This window comes from Corynebacterium sp. KPL1814 (genome assembly GCF_000478175.1).
In the GTDB taxonomy this organism is placed as follows: domain Bacteria; phylum Actinomycetota; class Actinomycetes; order Mycobacteriales; family Mycobacteriaceae; genus Corynebacterium.
The window spans coordinates 286,350-303,731 of record NZ_KI515776.1 but is presented as its reverse complement, the minus strand read 5'-3'; the positions used below and the strand labels follow the sequence as shown (position 1 = coordinate 303,731).

Here is a 17,382-nt window from a genome sequence, read left to right as displayed (position 1 = left end):
AACGACGCGGCGCCCCTACAGCACCGCGTCGTCCCTATTCCCTATCACTCACAACGGCGCAAGCCGTTCGCCTACCCCCTAAGTAGGCGGTGTGAGCACTAGCAAGAATAACACTCTTCGCATTCCAACCATAGCGATGGCAAATATTGCCAGCTTTATACAAGCTTTTACCTATTTAAGTACACAATTTCATACTTTAGCGCCTGTTTTTGGGTTCTTCCTGGCAGGCACGAGCCATTTCACTGCACTCAGACCTACGAGAGTGATAGCGCCCAAGACAGCCAGGCCGGTCCACAGCACCACTGCCTCACCATCGTTGCCCGCCACGGTGACTGCGGCCGTTGTCCAGTTGAGCGGCAAAAGGTTAGCTACTACCTGCCACACCTTGTCCACCCCGGCGATGGCCGCGGATTTCCACAGCCACCCCACCAATGCGGTCTGCCCAGTGCCAAAGATCGCGGCGAGGATGGATCCCACAGTCATGCCACACAGTTCGAGCAAGCCCCGCACGATAAGCGCAGAGGACAGGGCGCCCAAGAACAGCGCCCCTCCGGCGGCTACCGCAGCGATGGGGGTCAGGCCGATGGACAAGACGAAGAGCAGGATCTCCCCGATGGCCACCGCGGCCAGCGATCCGCCTAGAACCATCAGCCACGGGTGGAAGCCCAGTTTCCATGCCACCCCAGCGGCGGAACCAGCCAGCAGGACGAGCTCGGAAATGAGCATGGCGATGACCGGGCTTAGCTGGCGTGCGTCCTCTTCTGCGGCTACGTGCGCAGGAGGCAGGGCGCGCTGCACCGCGCCCAGGTTCGATTGGTTTTGTTCCGCCATGCCGGTGAGCTTGCCGGCGCCATCGTCAAGCTGGCCCACCCCATCGAGAGCCTCATCCACACGGCTATTGAGCTCCGCTATGGACTGGTTGAGCTGTTGCGCGCCTGCCACGGCCTGGTTGATGCCATCGTGGTAGGCATAACCGCTTACCGCCAGCTGATTGGAGAGATCGCGCGAGCCGTCCTTCAGCTTCTTCAGCTCCCCGGTCAGGGATTCATCGAGGCGGAAGTTTTCCACCTGCTTGCGCAAATCCCCCAGCTGAGAACGAACTTGTTTCGCTTCCTTGGAATTATTTCCCTCCAGGTCGCGCACCGTACCGTCGATGGCTTCCAGGATTTGGCCTTGGACGGCTCCCAGTCCCACGACCTGGTCGACGGCCCCGCCGACGGTATTGGCCAGTTCCGTCGCCCCTCCGCCGAGGGTATTGGTCCCTGACTGCAACTGGTTAAGCCCCGACACCAGCTCTTGCGAACCACCGGCGAGCTTTTCGACGCCATCGCCTAATTCCCCAGCACCCTTATCCAGCTCACTGGTGCCCTTGTTTAACCGATCCGCGCCAGATTTCAGGATGCTAGCCTGCGCTTGGGCGTGGCTGGCGGCCTCGGCGGCTTCCTTAAGCTCTGGCGAGGTCGAATTCGCCTGCGGCGCGCCATAAGGCTGCGCGGCGCTCGACCACGCATGCGCCGGTTCCCACTGCGACCAGGCCGCCACTGCGGTACCAACGATAAGCGGTACGGCGAGCAATACGAGCAGTAAGAGGTTGCGCCACCGCGAGGAACTCGCGGACGCAGTAGACGCGGTCGAGGCAAGGATTTTGGTCATGCTAGTAACCTATCGCTGCAGGTCATTCCCTTTCTGCAGGCGCGCCGATCCCCGCGCATAACAAAGAGAATCTACTATTAAGACATGCCTGTCCCCCGAAAATCCGTTCTCTCCCGCACGCTAACCTACACGGCCGCGTTTCCGCTGAGCATGGCACTGGTGTCCTGCGCCGATGATGCCGATAACTCCGCCGACCCCAGCGAGCCCCAATTTTCCGACGCCGTGGCACAATCCAGCTCTAGCTCCAGCCCTACAAGTTCCACGGAGCAAACGGCGACTACGACCGACTCGCCCACAACCTCCCCGGCAGAGACTACTGCACAACCACCTGCACCGCAGGAGACAACAGTCACTACCACTACCACGCAAGCCAAAGGTGATTGCTCCCCAAGCGCCTTCTCTTCTCTAGAGCCCGATATGGGCAATATTTTGGTGTCGGATTGCGACGGGGAATGGGCTCATTTTGGCAAAGACAGTACAGATTGGACCGCCTGGGCGCGCTTTAACGATGGCGCATGGACAACTATTGAGCCCATCGGTGTAGCAAATAGTGGTTTGACCGCACCGTGCTATGACGTGGACAAATGGATCGATCAGGGCGCGCCTAGCTTTGTTGCAGACAATATGCGCCGCTGCGATTAATCTCGCCTAACGCACAAGCCGCCTTCGACCAATTACCCCACCGCACCCATCTCACAGCAGATCGCTGTGGGGTGAGGACGCGGGGATGGTCGAAGGCGGCCTTGTATTTATGCCCCTAAGAAGCAGTACAACCGCAGTGGCTTGCTACTTCTTTTCAGCGAAGACCTCGCGCACGCGCTGGCCCAAGTCCGGGTGAACGTTGGTCCAGTACTGGTACACGCGCTCTTCGGTTTCTTCGGACACGCCGGCCATCGCGTTGGTGATATTGGTGACCAAGCGCTCCTTGGCGGCGTCGTCGTAGACGTTTTCGTACAGGTCGCGCGCTTGGACGAAGTCATCGTCTTCCGCATGGCGTACGTACGGCGCGCGGACCAAGTCCCGACCGTGGGGATCCGGGTTCACGTAGAGGTCCGCCGCAGTGGTGGTCTCTAGGTCCTCGCGGTTGTTTACGGAGGCATCGTCAAGCACGCCCGTACCCTTCGCATGGCGGTTGGGCGAGTACACCGGATCCTCTGGAGCATTGTAGAAATACTGCATTGGACCCTCGTGCTCGTAGGTATTGACCTTCTCCGCATTGCGCGGCTGGTTGACCGGCAACTGCTTGTAATTCGGCCCGATGCGGTAGCGCTGCTGATCCGCATAGGCAAAGACGCGGGCCTGCAGCATCTTATCCGGGGACAGGCCAACGCCCGGCACGATATTGGAGGGATCCAGCGCAACCTGCTCGATCTGAGCAAAGAAGTTGCGCGGGTTGCGGTTGAGCTCGAAGTAGCCCACATCGTGCAATGGGTAGTCCTTCTTGGACCAGACCTTGGTCAGATCGAAGGGGTTGAAGCGGTAGTCCTCTGCCTCCGCAAGCGGCATGATCTGCACCTTGACGTCCCAGATGGGGTAGTTGCCCTCTTCGATGGCGTTGTAAAGATCCGCACGGTGGCTATCCGGGTTCTTACCGGCTTCCACGGTGGCCTCTTCATCGGTGAAGTTCTCAACACCCTGGCGGGAGATGAAGTGGTACTTCACCCAGAATGCCTCGCCGTCTTCGTTGACCCACTGGAAGGTGTGGGAACCGTAGCCATTTTGGTGGCGGGTGGTCTTCGGGGTGCCGCGGTCACCCATCAGGTAAGTCACCTGGTGGGCGGATTCCGGGTTGCGGGTCCAGAAGTCCCACTGCATATCGGCATCGCGCAGGCCATTGGAACCCAGGCGCTTTTGGGAGTGGATGAAGTCCGGGAACTTCATGCCATCGCGCAGGAAGAATACCGGGGTGTTATTGCCCACGATGTCGAAGTTGCCGTCTTCGGTGTAGAAGCGGAGGGCAAAGCCGTGCACGTCGCGCCAGGTATCCGGGGAGCCTTGCTCGCCAGCGACGGTGGAAAAGCGGCCCATCATCGGGGTGACGGTGCCCTTCTGGAAAACCTTTGCCTTGGTGTAGGCGGACACGTCTTCGGTGATGTGCAGCTCGCCGTAAGCACCGTGCCCCTTGGCGTGCGGGGTACGCTCGGGTACGCGCTCACGGTTGAAGTGGGCGAGCTTTTCAATGAGATGAGTATCGTTGAGCGCGACCGGACCCTGGGGACCGGCGGTCACGGACGTGTTCTCGGAAGGCACGGGCTGGCCGGACGGGCGGGTAGTATTGCCCTTACCTGCGGGACGTTGTCCCTTGTTCAGGATCTCATCAGCGGTGGAATCAGTCATGGTAAGTCTTTGCCTCCTGGCAATCAGTCGATAATTTGGGGTCAATTATCAATCACGGACAACCCATAGTTTACTACGTATAACGGTGCTGCGCTACCCTTTCCGCACATATGCCGCTTGCCGATGCCCCAGCCACCGCAACCTTGGATAAGAAATGCAGGAGCTACTGGTAGATTCATTCAGGTGACACACCACTCCGCAGCAGACGACGCCCGCGTCACCGAGCTCGCCCTCCGGGCTGGGCGCGGCGACCGAGCAGCACTTACGGAGTTCATCAAGGCCACCCAGGATGATGTCTGGCGCCTCCTCGCCCACCTGGGCGGCCCCGAAATCGCCGACGACCTCACCCAAGAGACCTACCTGCGCGTCATCGGCGCCTTGCCGCGCTTTGCCGCCCGCTCTTCCGCCCGCACCTGGTTGCTCTCGCTGGCCCGGCGCGTCTGGGTGGATAATATCCGCCACGACATGGCCCGACCCCGCAAATCCGCCACGCAATACGAGGACGCCATGGGCTCCGCCGCGGAAAACTCCGGTTCCTGGAGCGATTGGATCGATGCCCGGGCGCTTATCGATGCCCTGCCCGCCGACCGCCGCGAAGCCCTTATCCTCACCCAGGTACTGGGCTATACCTATGAGGAAGCGGCCAAGATCGCCGGTGTGCGCGTTGGCACCATCCGCTCCCGCGTGGCGCGCGCCCGCAAGGACCTCATCGAGGGCGCAAATTAATACCCCCGAATGTTCGAGCGCTTGGACACATACTTTCGCCGCAATACTTATCAAAGTGCAGGTACTTAGGGCAGCGCAGCGGGCGCATGCGGCCTGAGGGCGGGGTAGAAAAATACTAAAGTGACACGATTTCAGCTGTGAAGTCACGGGTGAAATGTGATTCTATTAGATACACACACGTGATAAATCGACCGTCGATCCGGGCCCGCGCGTTCCCAAAGCCGGGCCCGGCGAGTGTGAGTAAGAGAGTTTCTCCCCTCATGATTAAACGCGCAATCGGAATCTCCATGGCGTTTATTGGCATCGTTGTGGGCGCAGGCTTTGCTTCGGGCCAAGAAGCCATGCAGTACTTCGTAGCTTTCGGCGAGTGGGGCCTGTGGGGCATCGCCCTCGCCGCCGCCCTCATGATGGTCACCGGCGTGTCCATCCTGCAGCTGGGCTCCTATTTCCAAGCGGTGGAACACACCGCTGTTTATAACAAGATCGCTTCACCAGTCACCGCCAAGATCTTGGACTGGTCCACGCTTATTACGCTGTTTTCCATCGGTTTCGTCATGTTCGCCGGTGGTGGCTCCAATATCAACCAGCAATTCCCCAGCATCCCTGTGTGGGTCGGCGGCACCGTCATGCTGATCCTCGTGCTGCTGGTGGGCCTTATGGACGTGGACCGCGTCACCCGCGTCATCGGTACCATCACCCCGTTCATCATCTTCTTCGTGGTGCTGGCCACCGGCTATACCATCCTTACAGCCGATGTGGACTTCGCGTCCCTAAACACGTGGGCCATCGATAATGTCAATACCTCGCTGCCAAACTGGTGGCTCTCCGCCCTGAACTACACCGGCCTGAACGTCATGACGGCCGTGTCCATGTCCATCGTCATCGGCGGTAACTTCCTGGATAACCGCGCCGTGGGCATCGGCGGCGTCATCGGTGGTTTCCTCTACCTCATCTTGTTGGCCCTGCTCGTCTTCGCCCTCTTCTTCGAGGCCAAGGACGTCAACGGCGAGGACATGCCGGTGCTGAAGCTGATTACCGGCATCCACCCGGTTCTCGGCGTCTTGATGACCTTCGTCATCTACGGCATGGTCTTTAACACGGCCATCGGTATGTTCTACGCGCTGGGCAAGCGCCTGACCCGCAATAACCCACAGCGCTTCTACCCCGTATATGCCGCATCCTGCATCATCGGCTTCATCCTGTCCTTCATCGGCTTCCAGTCCCTAGTCAGCAACGTCTACCCCATCCTGGGTTACCTCGGCCTGCTGATGATTGTCGTGATGGTTTATAACCGCATTAAAAACCGCGGCATGCTTGCCGATGAATCCGATCGCCGCATGCGCGCCCATGATCTCGTCGCCCGCAAGTTGGACCCGCGCCAGCGCTTTACCAAGAAGAATGAGCGCGAGCTGCGCATGCTAGCCGCAGCATCCAATATGGGTACGCAGGAGTTTATCGATCACATCGCCGAGGACATCCACGAGGAGCTCGAAGAGGACGATGAACTCGACTATGACCGTTCGGAGCCTGCGCCTTCCGTCACCTACGTCCAGCACACGAAGCCGGAAGTACCTTCCGTCGATAGCGACCTGGACTTTGGCAAGAAAGACGAAGACTAAGGTTTAAGCGCCACTAAACGCAATTCGGCTCCTCACTTCCTACTACAGGAAGGAGGAGCCGAATTTTTATGCGCCGGCGCGGTGGTGCCTTGCGGCTATACCAACAGTTCTGCGATCTGAATGGTATTGAGCGCAGCGCCCTTGCGCAGGTTATCGCCGGAGACGACGAGCACGAGGCCCTTATTGTCATCTACCGTCTGATCCTGGCGGATGCGCCCAACCAAGGAATCGTCCTTGCCGGCGGCGGCGAGGGGGGTGGGGACATCGGCAAGCGTCACGCCTGGGGCATCGCCCAGAAGCTCGGTGGCCTGCTCCGGGGTGATGGGCTTGTCGAACTCCGCGTGGATGGTCAGGGTGTGGCCGGTGAAGACGGGGATGCGCACGCAGGTGCCGGCAACCTTGAGGTCCGGTAGGCCGAGAATCTTGCGGGATTCGTTGCGCAGCTTCTGCTCTTCGTTGGTCTCGTTGCTGCCGTCATCGACGAGGTTGCCGGCAAAGGGCAGCGCGTTATAGGCGATGGGCGCGACGAAGGGCCCCAGGTCCTCATCATCGAGCGCAGAACCATCGTGGACCAGATCCACGTTGTGATCGCCCAAGCTGTAGACCTGCGCGGCCAGCGTCTGCACGCCCGCCAGGCCGGATCCGGATACCGCCTGGTAGGACGATACGTGCAGCTTGTTAAGGCCGGCGGCATCGTGCAGGACCTTGAGCACCGGCATGGCGGCCATGGTGGTGCAGTTCGGGTTGGCGATGATGCCCTTCGGCGGGTTCTTCGCCTCCTCGGGGTTTACCTCCGATACCACGAGCGGAACCTCCGGGTCCTTGCGGTAGGCCGAAGAATTATCCACCACGGTAGCGCCCGCGGCGGCGAAGACCGGGGCCCACTTCTCAGAGGTGGAACCGCCTGCGGAAAATACCGCGATATCGACATCGGCCACGGATTCTTCGGTGACCTCGGCCAAGTCCTCTACTTCGATCTGCTCGCCGCGGAATTCCAGCTCGGTGCCGGCGGAGCGGGCGGAGGCGAAAAAGCGCACCTTATCCGCCGGGAAATTGCGTTCTTCCAAAATGGAGCGCATCACGCGGCCGACCTGGCCGGTAGCGCCGACGACTGCAACGGTAGTCATTGTCTTCCTCTTTATTTGTTCTGGTTTAGCGTCCGGTTCCAGCATAGACGGTGGCTTCTTCCTCGCCGCCGAGCTGGAACTTATCGTGCAGGGCGCGCGCCGCCTTCTCTAGGTCCGCCTCGCGCGTCAGCATGGAGATGCGGATTTCGGAGGTGGAGATAAGCTCCATATTCACTCCCACATCGCGCAGGGCCTCGGTGAAGTCCGCCGTCACGCCTGGGTGAGACTTCATGCCGGCGCCGACGAGGGAAACCTTGCCCACCTGGTCATCGTAAAGCACATTGGACCAGCCGCCCTCGGACTTCAGCTTGCTCAATAGCTCCATCGCGCGGGGGCCATCGGCACGCGGGCAGGTGAAGGTGATGTCGGTGGTGCCATCCTCCAGGGAGGAGACGTTTTGCAGCACCATATCGATATTGATCTCCGCATCGGCGATGACGCGGAAAAGCTTCGCGGCCTCGCCCGGGCGATCTGGGATGCCCAACACGGTTACCTTCGCCTCGGATTTATCAGTTGCTACACCAGTAAGTACTGCTTCTTCCACGGGAATATCCTCCATCGAGCCGGTCACCAACGTGCCGGGGTCATTTGAATAAGACGAGCGAACTCGCAACGGAACATTGAAAGCGCGGGCGTATTCCACGCTGCGCAGGACCAGAATCTTGGATCCTACGGCGGCCATTTCCAGCATCTCTTCAAAAGAGAGCTTTTCTAGCTTTTGCGCATCCGGGACGATGCGCGGATCGGCGGTATAGACGCCATCGACATCGGAGTAGATTTCGCACACATCCGCCTTCAGCGCCGCAGCCAGGGCCACCGCGGTGGTATCGGACCCGCCGCGGCCCAGGGTGGTCACATCGCGCGAGTCCTTATTCACGCCCTGGAAACCGGCGACGATGCAGATCTGTCCATCCTCTAAGGCCTCGGTCAGGCGGCCGGGGGTGACGTCAACGATGCGCGCATTGCCGTGGCGCTCGGTCGTCAGCACGCCCGCCTGGGAGCCGGTAAAGGACTGGGCCTTCGCACCTAGGGACTCCACCGCCATGGCCACGAGCGCATTGGAGATGCGCTCGCCCGCTGTAAGGAGCATATCCATTTCGCGCTGCGGGGGAACAGGATTGACCTGCGCTGCAAGGTCAAGAAGCTCATCGGTGGTATCCCCCATAGCGGAGCACACCACGACGACATCATTGCCCTGCTTTTTAGTGGCCACAATCCGCTCCGCTACCGCGCGGATGCGATCTGCGGATTCGAGGGAGGAGCCGCCGTATTTTTGAACGATCAGGGCCACGGTGTGGTTGCCACCTTTCGTTTTAAAAGGCACCCCTGCGCGCAGACGCGCCACAGAAATACCTGTCGGACACTAGTCAAATTCCTATGCTACCCCGCAAGGCGCTACACCTCATCATAATTCCGAGACAATACTTTTATTTTATTCACACCCACCCCCGTGCGCGCGCTGGGTGGCGGGGCGGGGGCGGCATCGATAAGCAAAATGCATCTCCGTCACTTTTTTACTAGCGTTGAGCGGGTGTTAAGCAACCTCCTCGCCGTATTCTTCGCGATCGCCTCCGCGCTTACGGTTGCTTGGGGCACGGTCGTTCGCCACCGCATCGCCCTTGAAGCAGACGATTCAGTCATGCGCTCCGCTATGACCAATCCACTGTGGTGGGTCGGCACCGGCGCGGCCATCCTTGCCTATGGCCTCCAGGTCGTTGCCCTGGGCTTTGGTACTTTGCTGGTGGTCCAGCCCATTTTGGTGCTCTCGCTCATGTTTACCCTGCCGCTTTCGGCCTGGTATGCCAAGCGCCCCATGCCCGTGCACGAGACCTTCTGGTCCATTGCGCTCACGATTGCGGTCGGCGTGATGGTGGTCTACGGCCGCCCCGTTGCCGGTAACCCCCGGCCCGAGTGGAGCCAGTGGTGGCCCGCCCTGCTATTGGGCCTGGCCACCTTGGTCGCGTTGGGCGTTGCCGGCCATAAATTCCGCGAGCAGCGCCCGCTCGCCCTGGGCACCGCCTGCGGCGTCATCTACGGCTTCGTCGCCCTGCTATCCAAGGCCGTGGTCGATATCTTCACCCACGAGGGCCTGAGCGTCCTGGTGGGCAGCTGGCAGTTCTACGGCCTCATCGGCCTCGCCCTGACCGGCACCGTGGTGCAGCAGTACTCCTTCAACGCCGGCCCGCTGGCGCAGTCACTGCCGGCCATGACCATCTTCGAGCCCATCGTCGCCTTCGGCTTGGGCTACATGGTCTTGGGCGAGAAATTCCTCATCGATTCCACCGCTGGCTGGCTGGTCATGATAGCCGCGCTCGGCGTCATGATTGCCGCGACCATCATTTTGTCCCGCAATCCTGTCAGCCAGCGCAGCTAGATGGCCCACTCGAATACGGCCAGCATATAGGCCGAAAACCAGGCCCCGAAGAGCACCCAGGCGCCCACGCTTGCCGATGCCCCCTTCTTGCCCACCCACGGCAGCAAGACCACCGCTGCGGGCAGTAAGAGGCGGGGGCGGGAGTGCATAATGCCATCGGAAAGCAGCACATTTGCCATCAGCACCGCGGCAAACAGCCAGGCAGGAAGCGGCAGGCGCCCCCAGGCCAGCAGCAGGCAGATCGGGGCGGCGATGATCACCGCAGCACTGAGCAGATACCCGCCGTTCGTGGCGCTAGACAGCGTCTCCGCCACCCAGGTCACCGTCGCCCGGCCGCCGTCGAAACCGGAATTCCAGTGCTTTTCCTGCAGGCCAAAGTACCCGCCGGCGCCGGATAAATGGCGATTCGCCCACCAGATATAGCCAGCTAAGGGCAGCGCCGATACCGCCACGCTCAGCCAAGCCCACCAAGTGCGCCGCGCCTTGAAGAGCACCATGAGCGCGAAGACCACGATGAGATCCACCGCGGTCAGGCGGACGAAGGACGCAAGAAAAATCAGCGCCCCGGCCGCAATCCAGCGCTGGTCATGCAGCATCACCACGGCCCAGATCGCGAGCGCGCCGAAGAGCGCCTCCGTATAGGGCATGGCAAAAACGATGCTCATGGGCGCGCTGGTAACCACCGTCGCGCCGAGCACCTGGCCGCGCGTGTCCAGCCCCATCTGCCGGGCCAGCGCCATAGCGCCCGCTGCCAAGGCGATGGTGAAAAAGAGGTTGAGGACCATCGCCGTGCCCGCAATATCCGTGCCCAGCAGGTTACTGACCGCCCGCACCGCCAGTGGGAAGCCGGGAAAGAACGCGAGGGCGGTTTCCCCGCCATAGCCCGCGCGGGCGATGTCGACATAGTAGTGGGCGTCCCATTTATTCAGCAGCCCCCAGAGGGAATCGCCCTGCGCCGCGGCCAGCGCCGCGAGCACGCTGAGGCGAATCGCCGTTCCCGCAACCGCCACCAGTGCAGCATAAAACCAGCAGCGCAGCGCGGGCGCGGCTGCGGGGCGGCGGGTGGTAGGAACAGTAGGCACATCAGCATGGTACGCCACGCGCCCGGGTGTCCCGCTGAATGAAATATGTTGCCACACCGTGAGATCCTCTGTAGTGTGACCGGTATGACATTGCGGAACGACCTACTCCTTATCTGCCGCGGCGGGATTTCGGCCTAAACCTACGGCCAGCGCCCCGTCGCGGAGTCTGGCAATCCTTAGCCCAGCTGGCCGTCGCACTTCCCGACACCAAACATATTAAGGACACCGCACCCCATGTCTCCCAACGATTCCTTCATTAGCGCACCCCGCGAAATCACCACCCCTGCAGGCCCTCCCCGCGAGGGACAGCCCGCTTGGAATAAACAGCGCGGCTCCTCCATGCCCTTCGACCGCTACCAGCCCTTCGCAGTAGAGGTCGAGGACATCGACCTGCCGGACCGCACCTGGCCGGGCAAGAAGATCACTCACGCCCCGCAGTGGTGCGCCGTAGACCTGCGCGATGGCAACCAGGCGCTGATCGACCCCATGAGCCCCGAGCGCAAGCACCGCATGTTCGACCTGCTGGTGCAGATGGGCTACAAGGAAATCGAGGTGGGCTTCCCTTCCGCCTCCCAGACGGACTTCAACTTCGTCCGCGAAATCATCGAGGGTGATAAGATTCCAGAAGACGTCACCATCCAGGTCCTCGTCCAGGCCCGCGAGCACCTGATCCGCCGCACCTTCGAGGCCTGCGCCGGCGCAAAAAACGTCATCGTGCACTTTTATAACTCCACCTCGAAGCTGCAGCGCCGCGTGGTCTTCCGCAAGGACAAACCGGCCATCAAGAAGCTGGCTACCGATGCCGCCGAGCTCATCAAATCCATTGCCGCCGACTACCCCGATACCAACTGGCGCTGGGAATACTCCCCCGAGTCCTTCACCGGCACCGAGCTGGATTTCGCCCGCGAGGTCTGCGATGACGTGGTCGCCATCATGGATCCCAGCCCCGAGAACCCGATGATCATCAACCTGCCGTCCACGGTGGAGATGATTTCGCCGAATGTCTACGCCGATTCCATCGAGTGGATGGACCGCAACCTGGCCCGGCGCGATTCCATCTTGATTTCGCTGCACCCCCACAATGACCGCGGCGAGGGCGTTGCCGCAGCCGAGCTGGGCTATATGGCCGGCGCCGACCGCATCGAGGGCTGCCTGTTTGGCAACGGCGAGCGCACCGGCAACGTGGACCTAGTGACCTTGGGTCTGAACATGCTCACCCAGGGCGTTGACCCCCAGATCGACTTCACCGATCTGCCCAAGATCCGCGAAACCGTGGAGTACTGCAACCAGCTGCGCGTTCCGGAGCGCCACCCCTACGGCGGCGAATTGGTCTTTACCGCGTTCTCCGGCTCGCACCAGGACGCCATCAATAAGGGCCTGGATGCGCTGGCCGCAACGGTGCGCCCGGAGGCCAATTCCACCGACGTCAGCTGGGAAGAGCTGCGCGATGCCATCTGGGAGGTGCCCTACCTGCCCATCGACCCGAAGGACGTGGGCCGCGATTACCAGGCCGTTATCCGCGTCAATTCCCAGTCCGGCAAGGGCGGCGTTGCCTACATCATGAAGACCGACCACGGCATCAACATGCCCCGCGCCATGCAGGCAGAATTCTCCACCGTCGTGCAGGAAATCACCGATACCGAAGGCGGCGAGGTCAATTCCAAGAATATGTGGGACATCTTCGCCACCGAATTCTTGGATCGCACCACCCCGTTGCACTTGGAATCGTTTGAGATCGACAATATTTCCGCCGATGCTACCGATGCCACCGTCACCGCCACCGTGACCTACAACGGCAAGGAATCCGAGGTCACCGGCACCGGTAACGGCCCCATCGCCGCCTACGCTAATGCGCTGGAGTCCTTGGACATCGACTTCGAAGTCATCGATTACTCCCAGCAATCGCGCTCGGCCGGCGATGATGCCGAGGCCGCCTGCTACATTGCCGCTGACGTCAACCAGAACAAGGTTTGGGGCGCGGGCATCGCTGGTTCCACGACCCGCGCCTCCATCAACGCGATCACCTCCGCAGTAAACCGCGCGTTGGCCTAACGCGGACGCAGCCGGGCATGGTAGAAGATCGACTATGCCTTCTTCTACCTACCTCATCCCCCACCGCGGCCTCGGCGCGGTGCAGGCCTTGCCCATTCACGGCGCATCGGTGAAGGGCACGGAGGAATTTACCGTCACCCTGGCTCCCAGCCAGGAGGGCGGTTTAAGCGTGGAAGCACAGGGCCAGATCGGCACCATCAGCGCCGCGGACCGCGCGGAATACCCTGAGATCGACCTGCTTTTCCGCGCCGGTCTCACCCCGGCCGCCACGGCCCAGCCGCATGCCGATGGCCACGTCACCCTCCTGCTTCCCCGCCCCGGGCTCTGCCTGCCGGCGAATAATCCGCCCGGCGGGCCCTATACGATGCTGGGCTACGCCCCGCCCATCGATATCACCGATCTCCCCGCGGATCTCGATATCCCCGCCCAAGCCCGGATGCACGTGCTGGTCAACCTGGTGCCTTCTACCGACGCCGTCGATGTCTTCTTCGGCCCCACATTCCTCACCACCCTATCCCCGGGTCCCTCGCTGCCCCCGCTTGCCGATGCCCCCATCCTCGCCCACGCCTACCACGCCCCGCGCGGCAACGACCGTGTGCTGAGCATCTACGCCGGCGACCCGCTACCCGCTTCCAACGAGGATTCCGTGGCAGTTGCCACCCCCACCACGCAGGCGGCGACCGAGACTTTCGAAACCAGCAGCTTTCGCGCAGTAACGGCTGCCCCGGAACCTACGCGCCACACTGGGTGGTGGGTCACGGCCATAGCCGTGGTCGCCGTCGTCGCCCTGCTGACCGTATTCATCGTCGCGGTTTAGTTTCCACTAAACCGGATTAGGCAACGAAAAAGCCCGGCGCGCCCTGTCCCGCCACAGGAATTCCGGGATACTAGACTAAGGCTGATGAATAACACACCTGGCCCCTCCCCACGGTCGCCGCAGGCTCCCTCGCCGGCGACTATGGCGTCCCAGCATGCGGCTAGGACCCACGCCCAGGCGTCCCCTCACTCCGCAGCCGACTCCGCCAATCCTGACGCCGACCCCGCGCAGCCGGGCCCGCGCCGGTCTCGGCCGCGCCGCGCCGTCCGCCCCTCCGGCGGGCCGGCGAAGCCGAAAACCCCGGCCGATACAGCCGCTTCGGCCGCTCCAAGCCCCACAGCATCCGAGGCCTCCGCATCCACCGCGGACAGCGCCGCGCAAAAGCAGCCGGAAAAAGCCGAGACCGTCACCAAGCACCCCTACGTGGCCCTCACCCTGCAGACCACGGGCATCCACCCCTCGACCGGCCGCATCGTCACCATCGATGCGGTGGCCTTTGATAATGCCGGCGATATTGGCCAGCGCTTCCACGCCGTGCTCAAGCCGGATATCGACGCCGGCCCGCACCACCTCCACGGGCTGACCGTCGCGGATATCGAGCAGGCACCGGCCTTTAGCAGAGTCCTCAAGTCGCTGGATAAGCTTATCGATGGCCGCACCCTCGTCGTCCACGATATCCCCTATACCTGGGGCTTTATCGTCGCCGAGGCCCGCCGCGCGATGATGACCGCCGCCCGCCAAAACCGCGCGCGCAACCGCGGGCGCAATAAGGGCAAGCGGCGCCGCCAGAAGGTGGGCCACATGCCCGCGCCCGTGCGCATCATCGATACCTTGGCCACCTCGTATGCGCAGGGGGTGCGGTCGAATGATGTGCGGCTGAGGGGCGTCGCTAAGCAGAATGGCCTGGATGCCGATCCAAAGGCAACAGTGGAACGCGCCCGCCGCCCGGAGCAGGAGACCTCGCGGGAGGAGACGGAGCTGCTCATCCAGCTCTACCAGCACCAGCAGCGCGGCCCGGTGCGCAGCTATGCCCCAGACGATGTCCGCGCCGACCGCTTTGGCCTGCAGCGCTCGCACGTGCGCGTCGATGCCGCCGAGGCCCCCGTGCAGCACCACAACCCCGGCAAATACGAGCCCGGCAAGGAGCTGCGCCGCGGCATGGAAATCGTCGTGGCCCCCGAAATCCTGGAGGACCCGGATACGATTATCTCCGCCCTCATGCGCGAAGAGCTGAACTATTCGGAAAAGCTCACCCGCGAGGCATCGCTTGTCGTGTGCAATGTCACCACGGATCTCGTGGGCAAGGCGATGCACGCCCAGCGCAAGGGTATCCCGCTGATGTCTGATGCCGCGTTTCTCGATGCCCTCACCCGCATCGAAGACCCCACCACTGCGCGGCGCCAGCCCCCGCAAAAAAGCGGCGGAAATAACCAGAGCAAGAGCCAGAAGCGGCGGCGCAGGCGCGGCGGGCGCGGCCGGGGACGGCGAAATTCTGGCGGCTCGGCGCCCAAGAACAACGCCTAACCCACTTCCCCGGCTACCCTAGGGGGCATGAGTTTTTCAGTCCCGGGTGCCTTGAAGAAGTTGCGCACCACCGCCGCGACATCCGCCGCGAAGCTGGCCACTACCGCTTCCCGCGCCACCGGCCGGGGCGCCGGCGGAATGATCGGCGGCCTTATCGCCAATGCCATTGACCCCTCCATCATGAGCGACTTGGGCGGCGGGCGCCCGGCCGTGCTGGTCACCGGCACCAACGGCAAGTCCACCACTACCCGCATGCTCGCCGCCGCGATCCGCGCCGAGCACCACGTCGCCACCAACGACGGCGGCGATAACATGGACGCCGGCATCATCTCCGCACTCATGGCTGGCAAGGACGCCTCGCACCTCGTCCTCGAAGTCGACGAGCTGCACGTGCCGCACGTCGCCGATAACCTCAACCCGCAGGCGCTCGTCCTGCTCAACCTCACCCGCGATCAGCTCGACCGCGTCGGCGAGATCAACAAGATCGAGCGCGCCCTCCGCGGCGCCGTGGAGGCCCACCCGGACATGCTGGTCATCGCCAATTGCGATGACGTGCTCATGACGTCGGTTGCCTATGACGCCAAGAACGTCATTTGGGTCTCCGCCGGCGCGGGCTGGCTCGGCGATTCCGTCACCTGCCCGCGCACCGGCGGCCACGTCGTGCGCACCGAGGATGACTGGTACGCAGTAAAGCCGCTTGCCGATGGCCGCGAGTTCCGCCGCCCGCAGCCGACATGGGGCATCGACAAGCATGGCGTCATTACCCCCACCGCAAAGCGCCCGCTGAACCTGGCGCTGCCGGGCCGCGCCAATCGCGGTAACGCCGCGCAAGCCATCGCTGCGGCCGTCGAGGGCTTCGGCGTGGACTTGGATCGCGCTATTGCCGCGGCCGAAAGCATCGATGACGTCGCCGGCCGGTATTCCACCATCCACTGGAAGGGCCGCGAGATTCGCCTGCTGCTGGCCAAGAACCCCGCCGGCTGGCAAGAGGCCCTGTCCATGGTGGACCGCAGCGCCGATGGGCTGGTCATCGCCACGAACGGGCAGGTTGCCGATGGCATCGACATGTCCTGGCTCTGGGACGTGAAATTCGAGGGCTTTAACGGGCTCAGCGTCAAGGCCGCCGGCGAGCGCGGCACCGACCTTGCCGTCCGCCTCGTGTACGCGGATATCACTCACGAACTCATCCCAGATCCCATGGATGCGCTCGCCGCCTGCCCCGAGGGCCGCATCGAGGTCCTTGCCAATTACACCGCCTTCCGCGATCTGAAAAAGGCCCTGTCCAAGGAGGCTAATAATGCTTAATATCGGCCTAGTGCTTCCCGATGTCCTCGGTACCTACGGCGATGACGGCAACGCCCTCGTGCTGCGCCAACGCGCCCGCATGCGCGGCCTCGACGCCGGAATTCACCCCATCCGGCTTGGCGAACCCGTGCCTGAGACGCTGGATATTTATACCATCGGCGGCGGCGAAGACACCGCGCAGATTCTTGCCGCGGAGCACCTCATTGCCGATGGCGGGCTAACCCGCGCCGCCACGGCCGGCCGCCCCATCTTGGCCATTTGCGCTGGCCTGCAGGTCCTCGGCGAGTCCTTCCGCGCCTCCGGCCGGGTTATCGATGGCGTCGGGCTTATCGATGCCACCACCGCCGGCATGCAAGACCGCGCCATCGGCGAGGTATCCTCCACCCCTACCGGCGCCGGCGTGACCGCAGATCTCACCGAGCCGCTCACCGGCTTCGAAAACCACTTGGGCGCGACCATCCTCGGCCCGTCCGCCCAACCGCTGGGAACCCTCACCCGCGGCAATGGCAATGCCGACCAGGCCGCCACCGCAGACCTCGCCGACGGCTCCACCCAACGCACCTACGAAGGCGCCGTGCAGGGCAGCGTCATCGCCACCTATATGCACGGCCCCGCCCTGGCCCGCAACCCGCAGCTCGCGGATCTGCTCCTCGCCCAAGCCATGGGCATCCCGCTCGCCGATCTCGATCCGCTGGATATCCCCGCCGTCGACCGCCTGCGCACCGAGCGCTTCAACGCCGCCGAGCCACCGCGCTCCCAGCGCTAA

The 17,382-nt window shown here is 62.7% G+C and carries 14 protein-coding genes; 9 read left to right on the top strand and 5 right to left on the bottom strand.

The genetic code is table 11. The features are described 5' to 3' along the window. Window positions 1-189 precede the first annotated feature (189 nt). Complete coding sequence (locus tag HMPREF1257_RS07545) at window positions 190-1,653, bottom strand: hypothetical protein (protein ID WP_023025022.1); 1,464 nt, start codon at window positions 1,651-1,653, stop codon at window positions 190-192. Between the two features lie 84 nt (window positions 1,654-1,737). Here HMPREF1257_RS07545 and HMPREF1257_RS07540 point away from each other — a divergent pair, with 84 nt between their 5' ends. Further along, complete coding sequence (locus HMPREF1257_RS07540) at window positions 1,738-2,295, top strand: hypothetical protein (RefSeq protein WP_023025021.1); 558 nt, start codon at window positions 1,738-1,740, stop codon at window positions 2,293-2,295. A gap of 144 nt (window positions 2,296-2,439) precedes the next feature. Here the strand turns inward: HMPREF1257_RS07540 and HMPREF1257_RS07535 are convergent, their stop codons facing one another. Continuing rightward, window positions 2,440-3,990 carry a catalase gene (locus HMPREF1257_RS07535; protein ID WP_023025020.1) on the bottom strand — a complete coding sequence of 517 codons (1,551 nt, stop codon included), beginning with the start codon at window positions 3,988-3,990 and terminating at the stop codon, window positions 2,440-2,442. Window positions 3,991-4,173: 183 nt separating this feature from the next. Between HMPREF1257_RS07535 and HMPREF1257_RS07530 the strand changes: the two genes are divergently transcribed. Beyond that, complete coding sequence (locus HMPREF1257_RS07530; protein ID WP_023025019.1) at window positions 4,174-4,716, top strand: RNA polymerase sigma factor; 543 nt, start codon at window positions 4,174-4,176, stop codon at window positions 4,714-4,716. 260 nt (window positions 4,717-4,976) lie between these two features. Beyond that, window positions 4,977-6,335 (top strand): membrane protein, encoded by a 1,359-nt coding sequence (locus HMPREF1257_RS07525; RefSeq protein ID WP_034659462.1) that lies wholly within the window; start codon window positions 4,977-4,979, stop codon window positions 6,333-6,335. Between the two features lie 95 nt (window positions 6,336-6,430). On the opposite strand, the gene HMPREF1257_RS07520 is transcribed toward HMPREF1257_RS07525, so the two are convergent. Together HMPREF1257_RS07520 and HMPREF1257_RS07515 are read right to left on the bottom strand one after the other, a co-directional pair. Next, complete coding sequence (locus HMPREF1257_RS07520; RefSeq protein WP_023025017.1) at window positions 6,431-7,462, bottom strand: aspartate-semialdehyde dehydrogenase; 1,032 nt, start codon at window positions 7,460-7,462, stop codon at window positions 6,431-6,433. Window positions 7,463-7,487: 25 nt separating this feature from the next. Continuing rightward, on the bottom strand, window positions 7,488-8,753 hold the full coding sequence (locus HMPREF1257_RS07515; RefSeq protein WP_023025016.1) for an aspartate kinase: 1,266 nt from the start codon (window positions 8,751-8,753) through the stop codon (window positions 7,488-7,490). Window positions 8,754-8,993: 240 nt separating this feature from the next. On the opposite strand from HMPREF1257_RS07515, the gene HMPREF1257_RS07510 reads away from it, so the two are divergent. Continuing rightward, on the top strand, window positions 8,994-9,836 hold the full coding sequence (locus tag HMPREF1257_RS07510) for a DMT family transporter (protein WP_034659461.1): 843 nt from the start codon (window positions 8,994-8,996) through the stop codon (window positions 9,834-9,836). On the opposite strand, the gene HMPREF1257_RS07505 is transcribed toward HMPREF1257_RS07510, so the two are convergent. Further along, window positions 9,833-10,918 (bottom strand): mannosyltransferase family protein, encoded by a 1,086-nt coding sequence (locus HMPREF1257_RS07505; RefSeq protein WP_051138401.1) that lies wholly within the window; start codon window positions 10,916-10,918, stop codon window positions 9,833-9,835. The genes HMPREF1257_RS07510 and HMPREF1257_RS07505 overlap by 4 nt on opposite strands. A gap of 234 nt (window positions 10,919-11,152) precedes the next feature. Here HMPREF1257_RS07505 and leuA point away from each other — a divergent pair, with 234 nt between their 5' ends. From leuA to HMPREF1257_RS07480, 5 genes are all read left to right on the top strand, one after another. Next, complete coding sequence (gene leuA / locus HMPREF1257_RS07500) at window positions 11,153-12,970, top strand: 2-isopropylmalate synthase (RefSeq protein WP_023025013.1); 1,818 nt, start codon at window positions 11,153-11,155, stop codon at window positions 12,968-12,970. A gap of 34 nt (window positions 12,971-13,004) precedes the next feature. Next, window positions 13,005-13,787, top strand: coding sequence for a hypothetical protein (locus tag HMPREF1257_RS07495; protein WP_023025012.1), 783 nt, complete (start codon window positions 13,005-13,007; stop codon window positions 13,785-13,787). Window positions 13,788-14,210: 423 nt separating this feature from the next. Then, window positions 14,211-15,311 (top strand): exonuclease domain-containing protein, encoded by a 1,101-nt coding sequence (locus tag HMPREF1257_RS07490; protein WP_369707605.1) that lies wholly within the window; start codon window positions 14,211-14,213, stop codon window positions 15,309-15,311. 27 nt (window positions 15,312-15,338) lie between these two features. After that, on the top strand, window positions 15,339-16,616 hold the full coding sequence (locus HMPREF1257_RS07485; RefSeq protein WP_023025008.1) for a MurT ligase domain-containing protein: 1,278 nt from the start codon (window positions 15,339-15,341) through the stop codon (window positions 16,614-16,616). Further along, window positions 16,609-17,382, top strand: a complete 774-nt coding sequence (locus HMPREF1257_RS07480; RefSeq protein WP_023025006.1) for a type 1 glutamine amidotransferase — start codon at window positions 16,609-16,611, stop codon at window positions 17,380-17,382. Before HMPREF1257_RS07485 ends, HMPREF1257_RS07480 begins: the two co-directional genes overlap by 8 nt.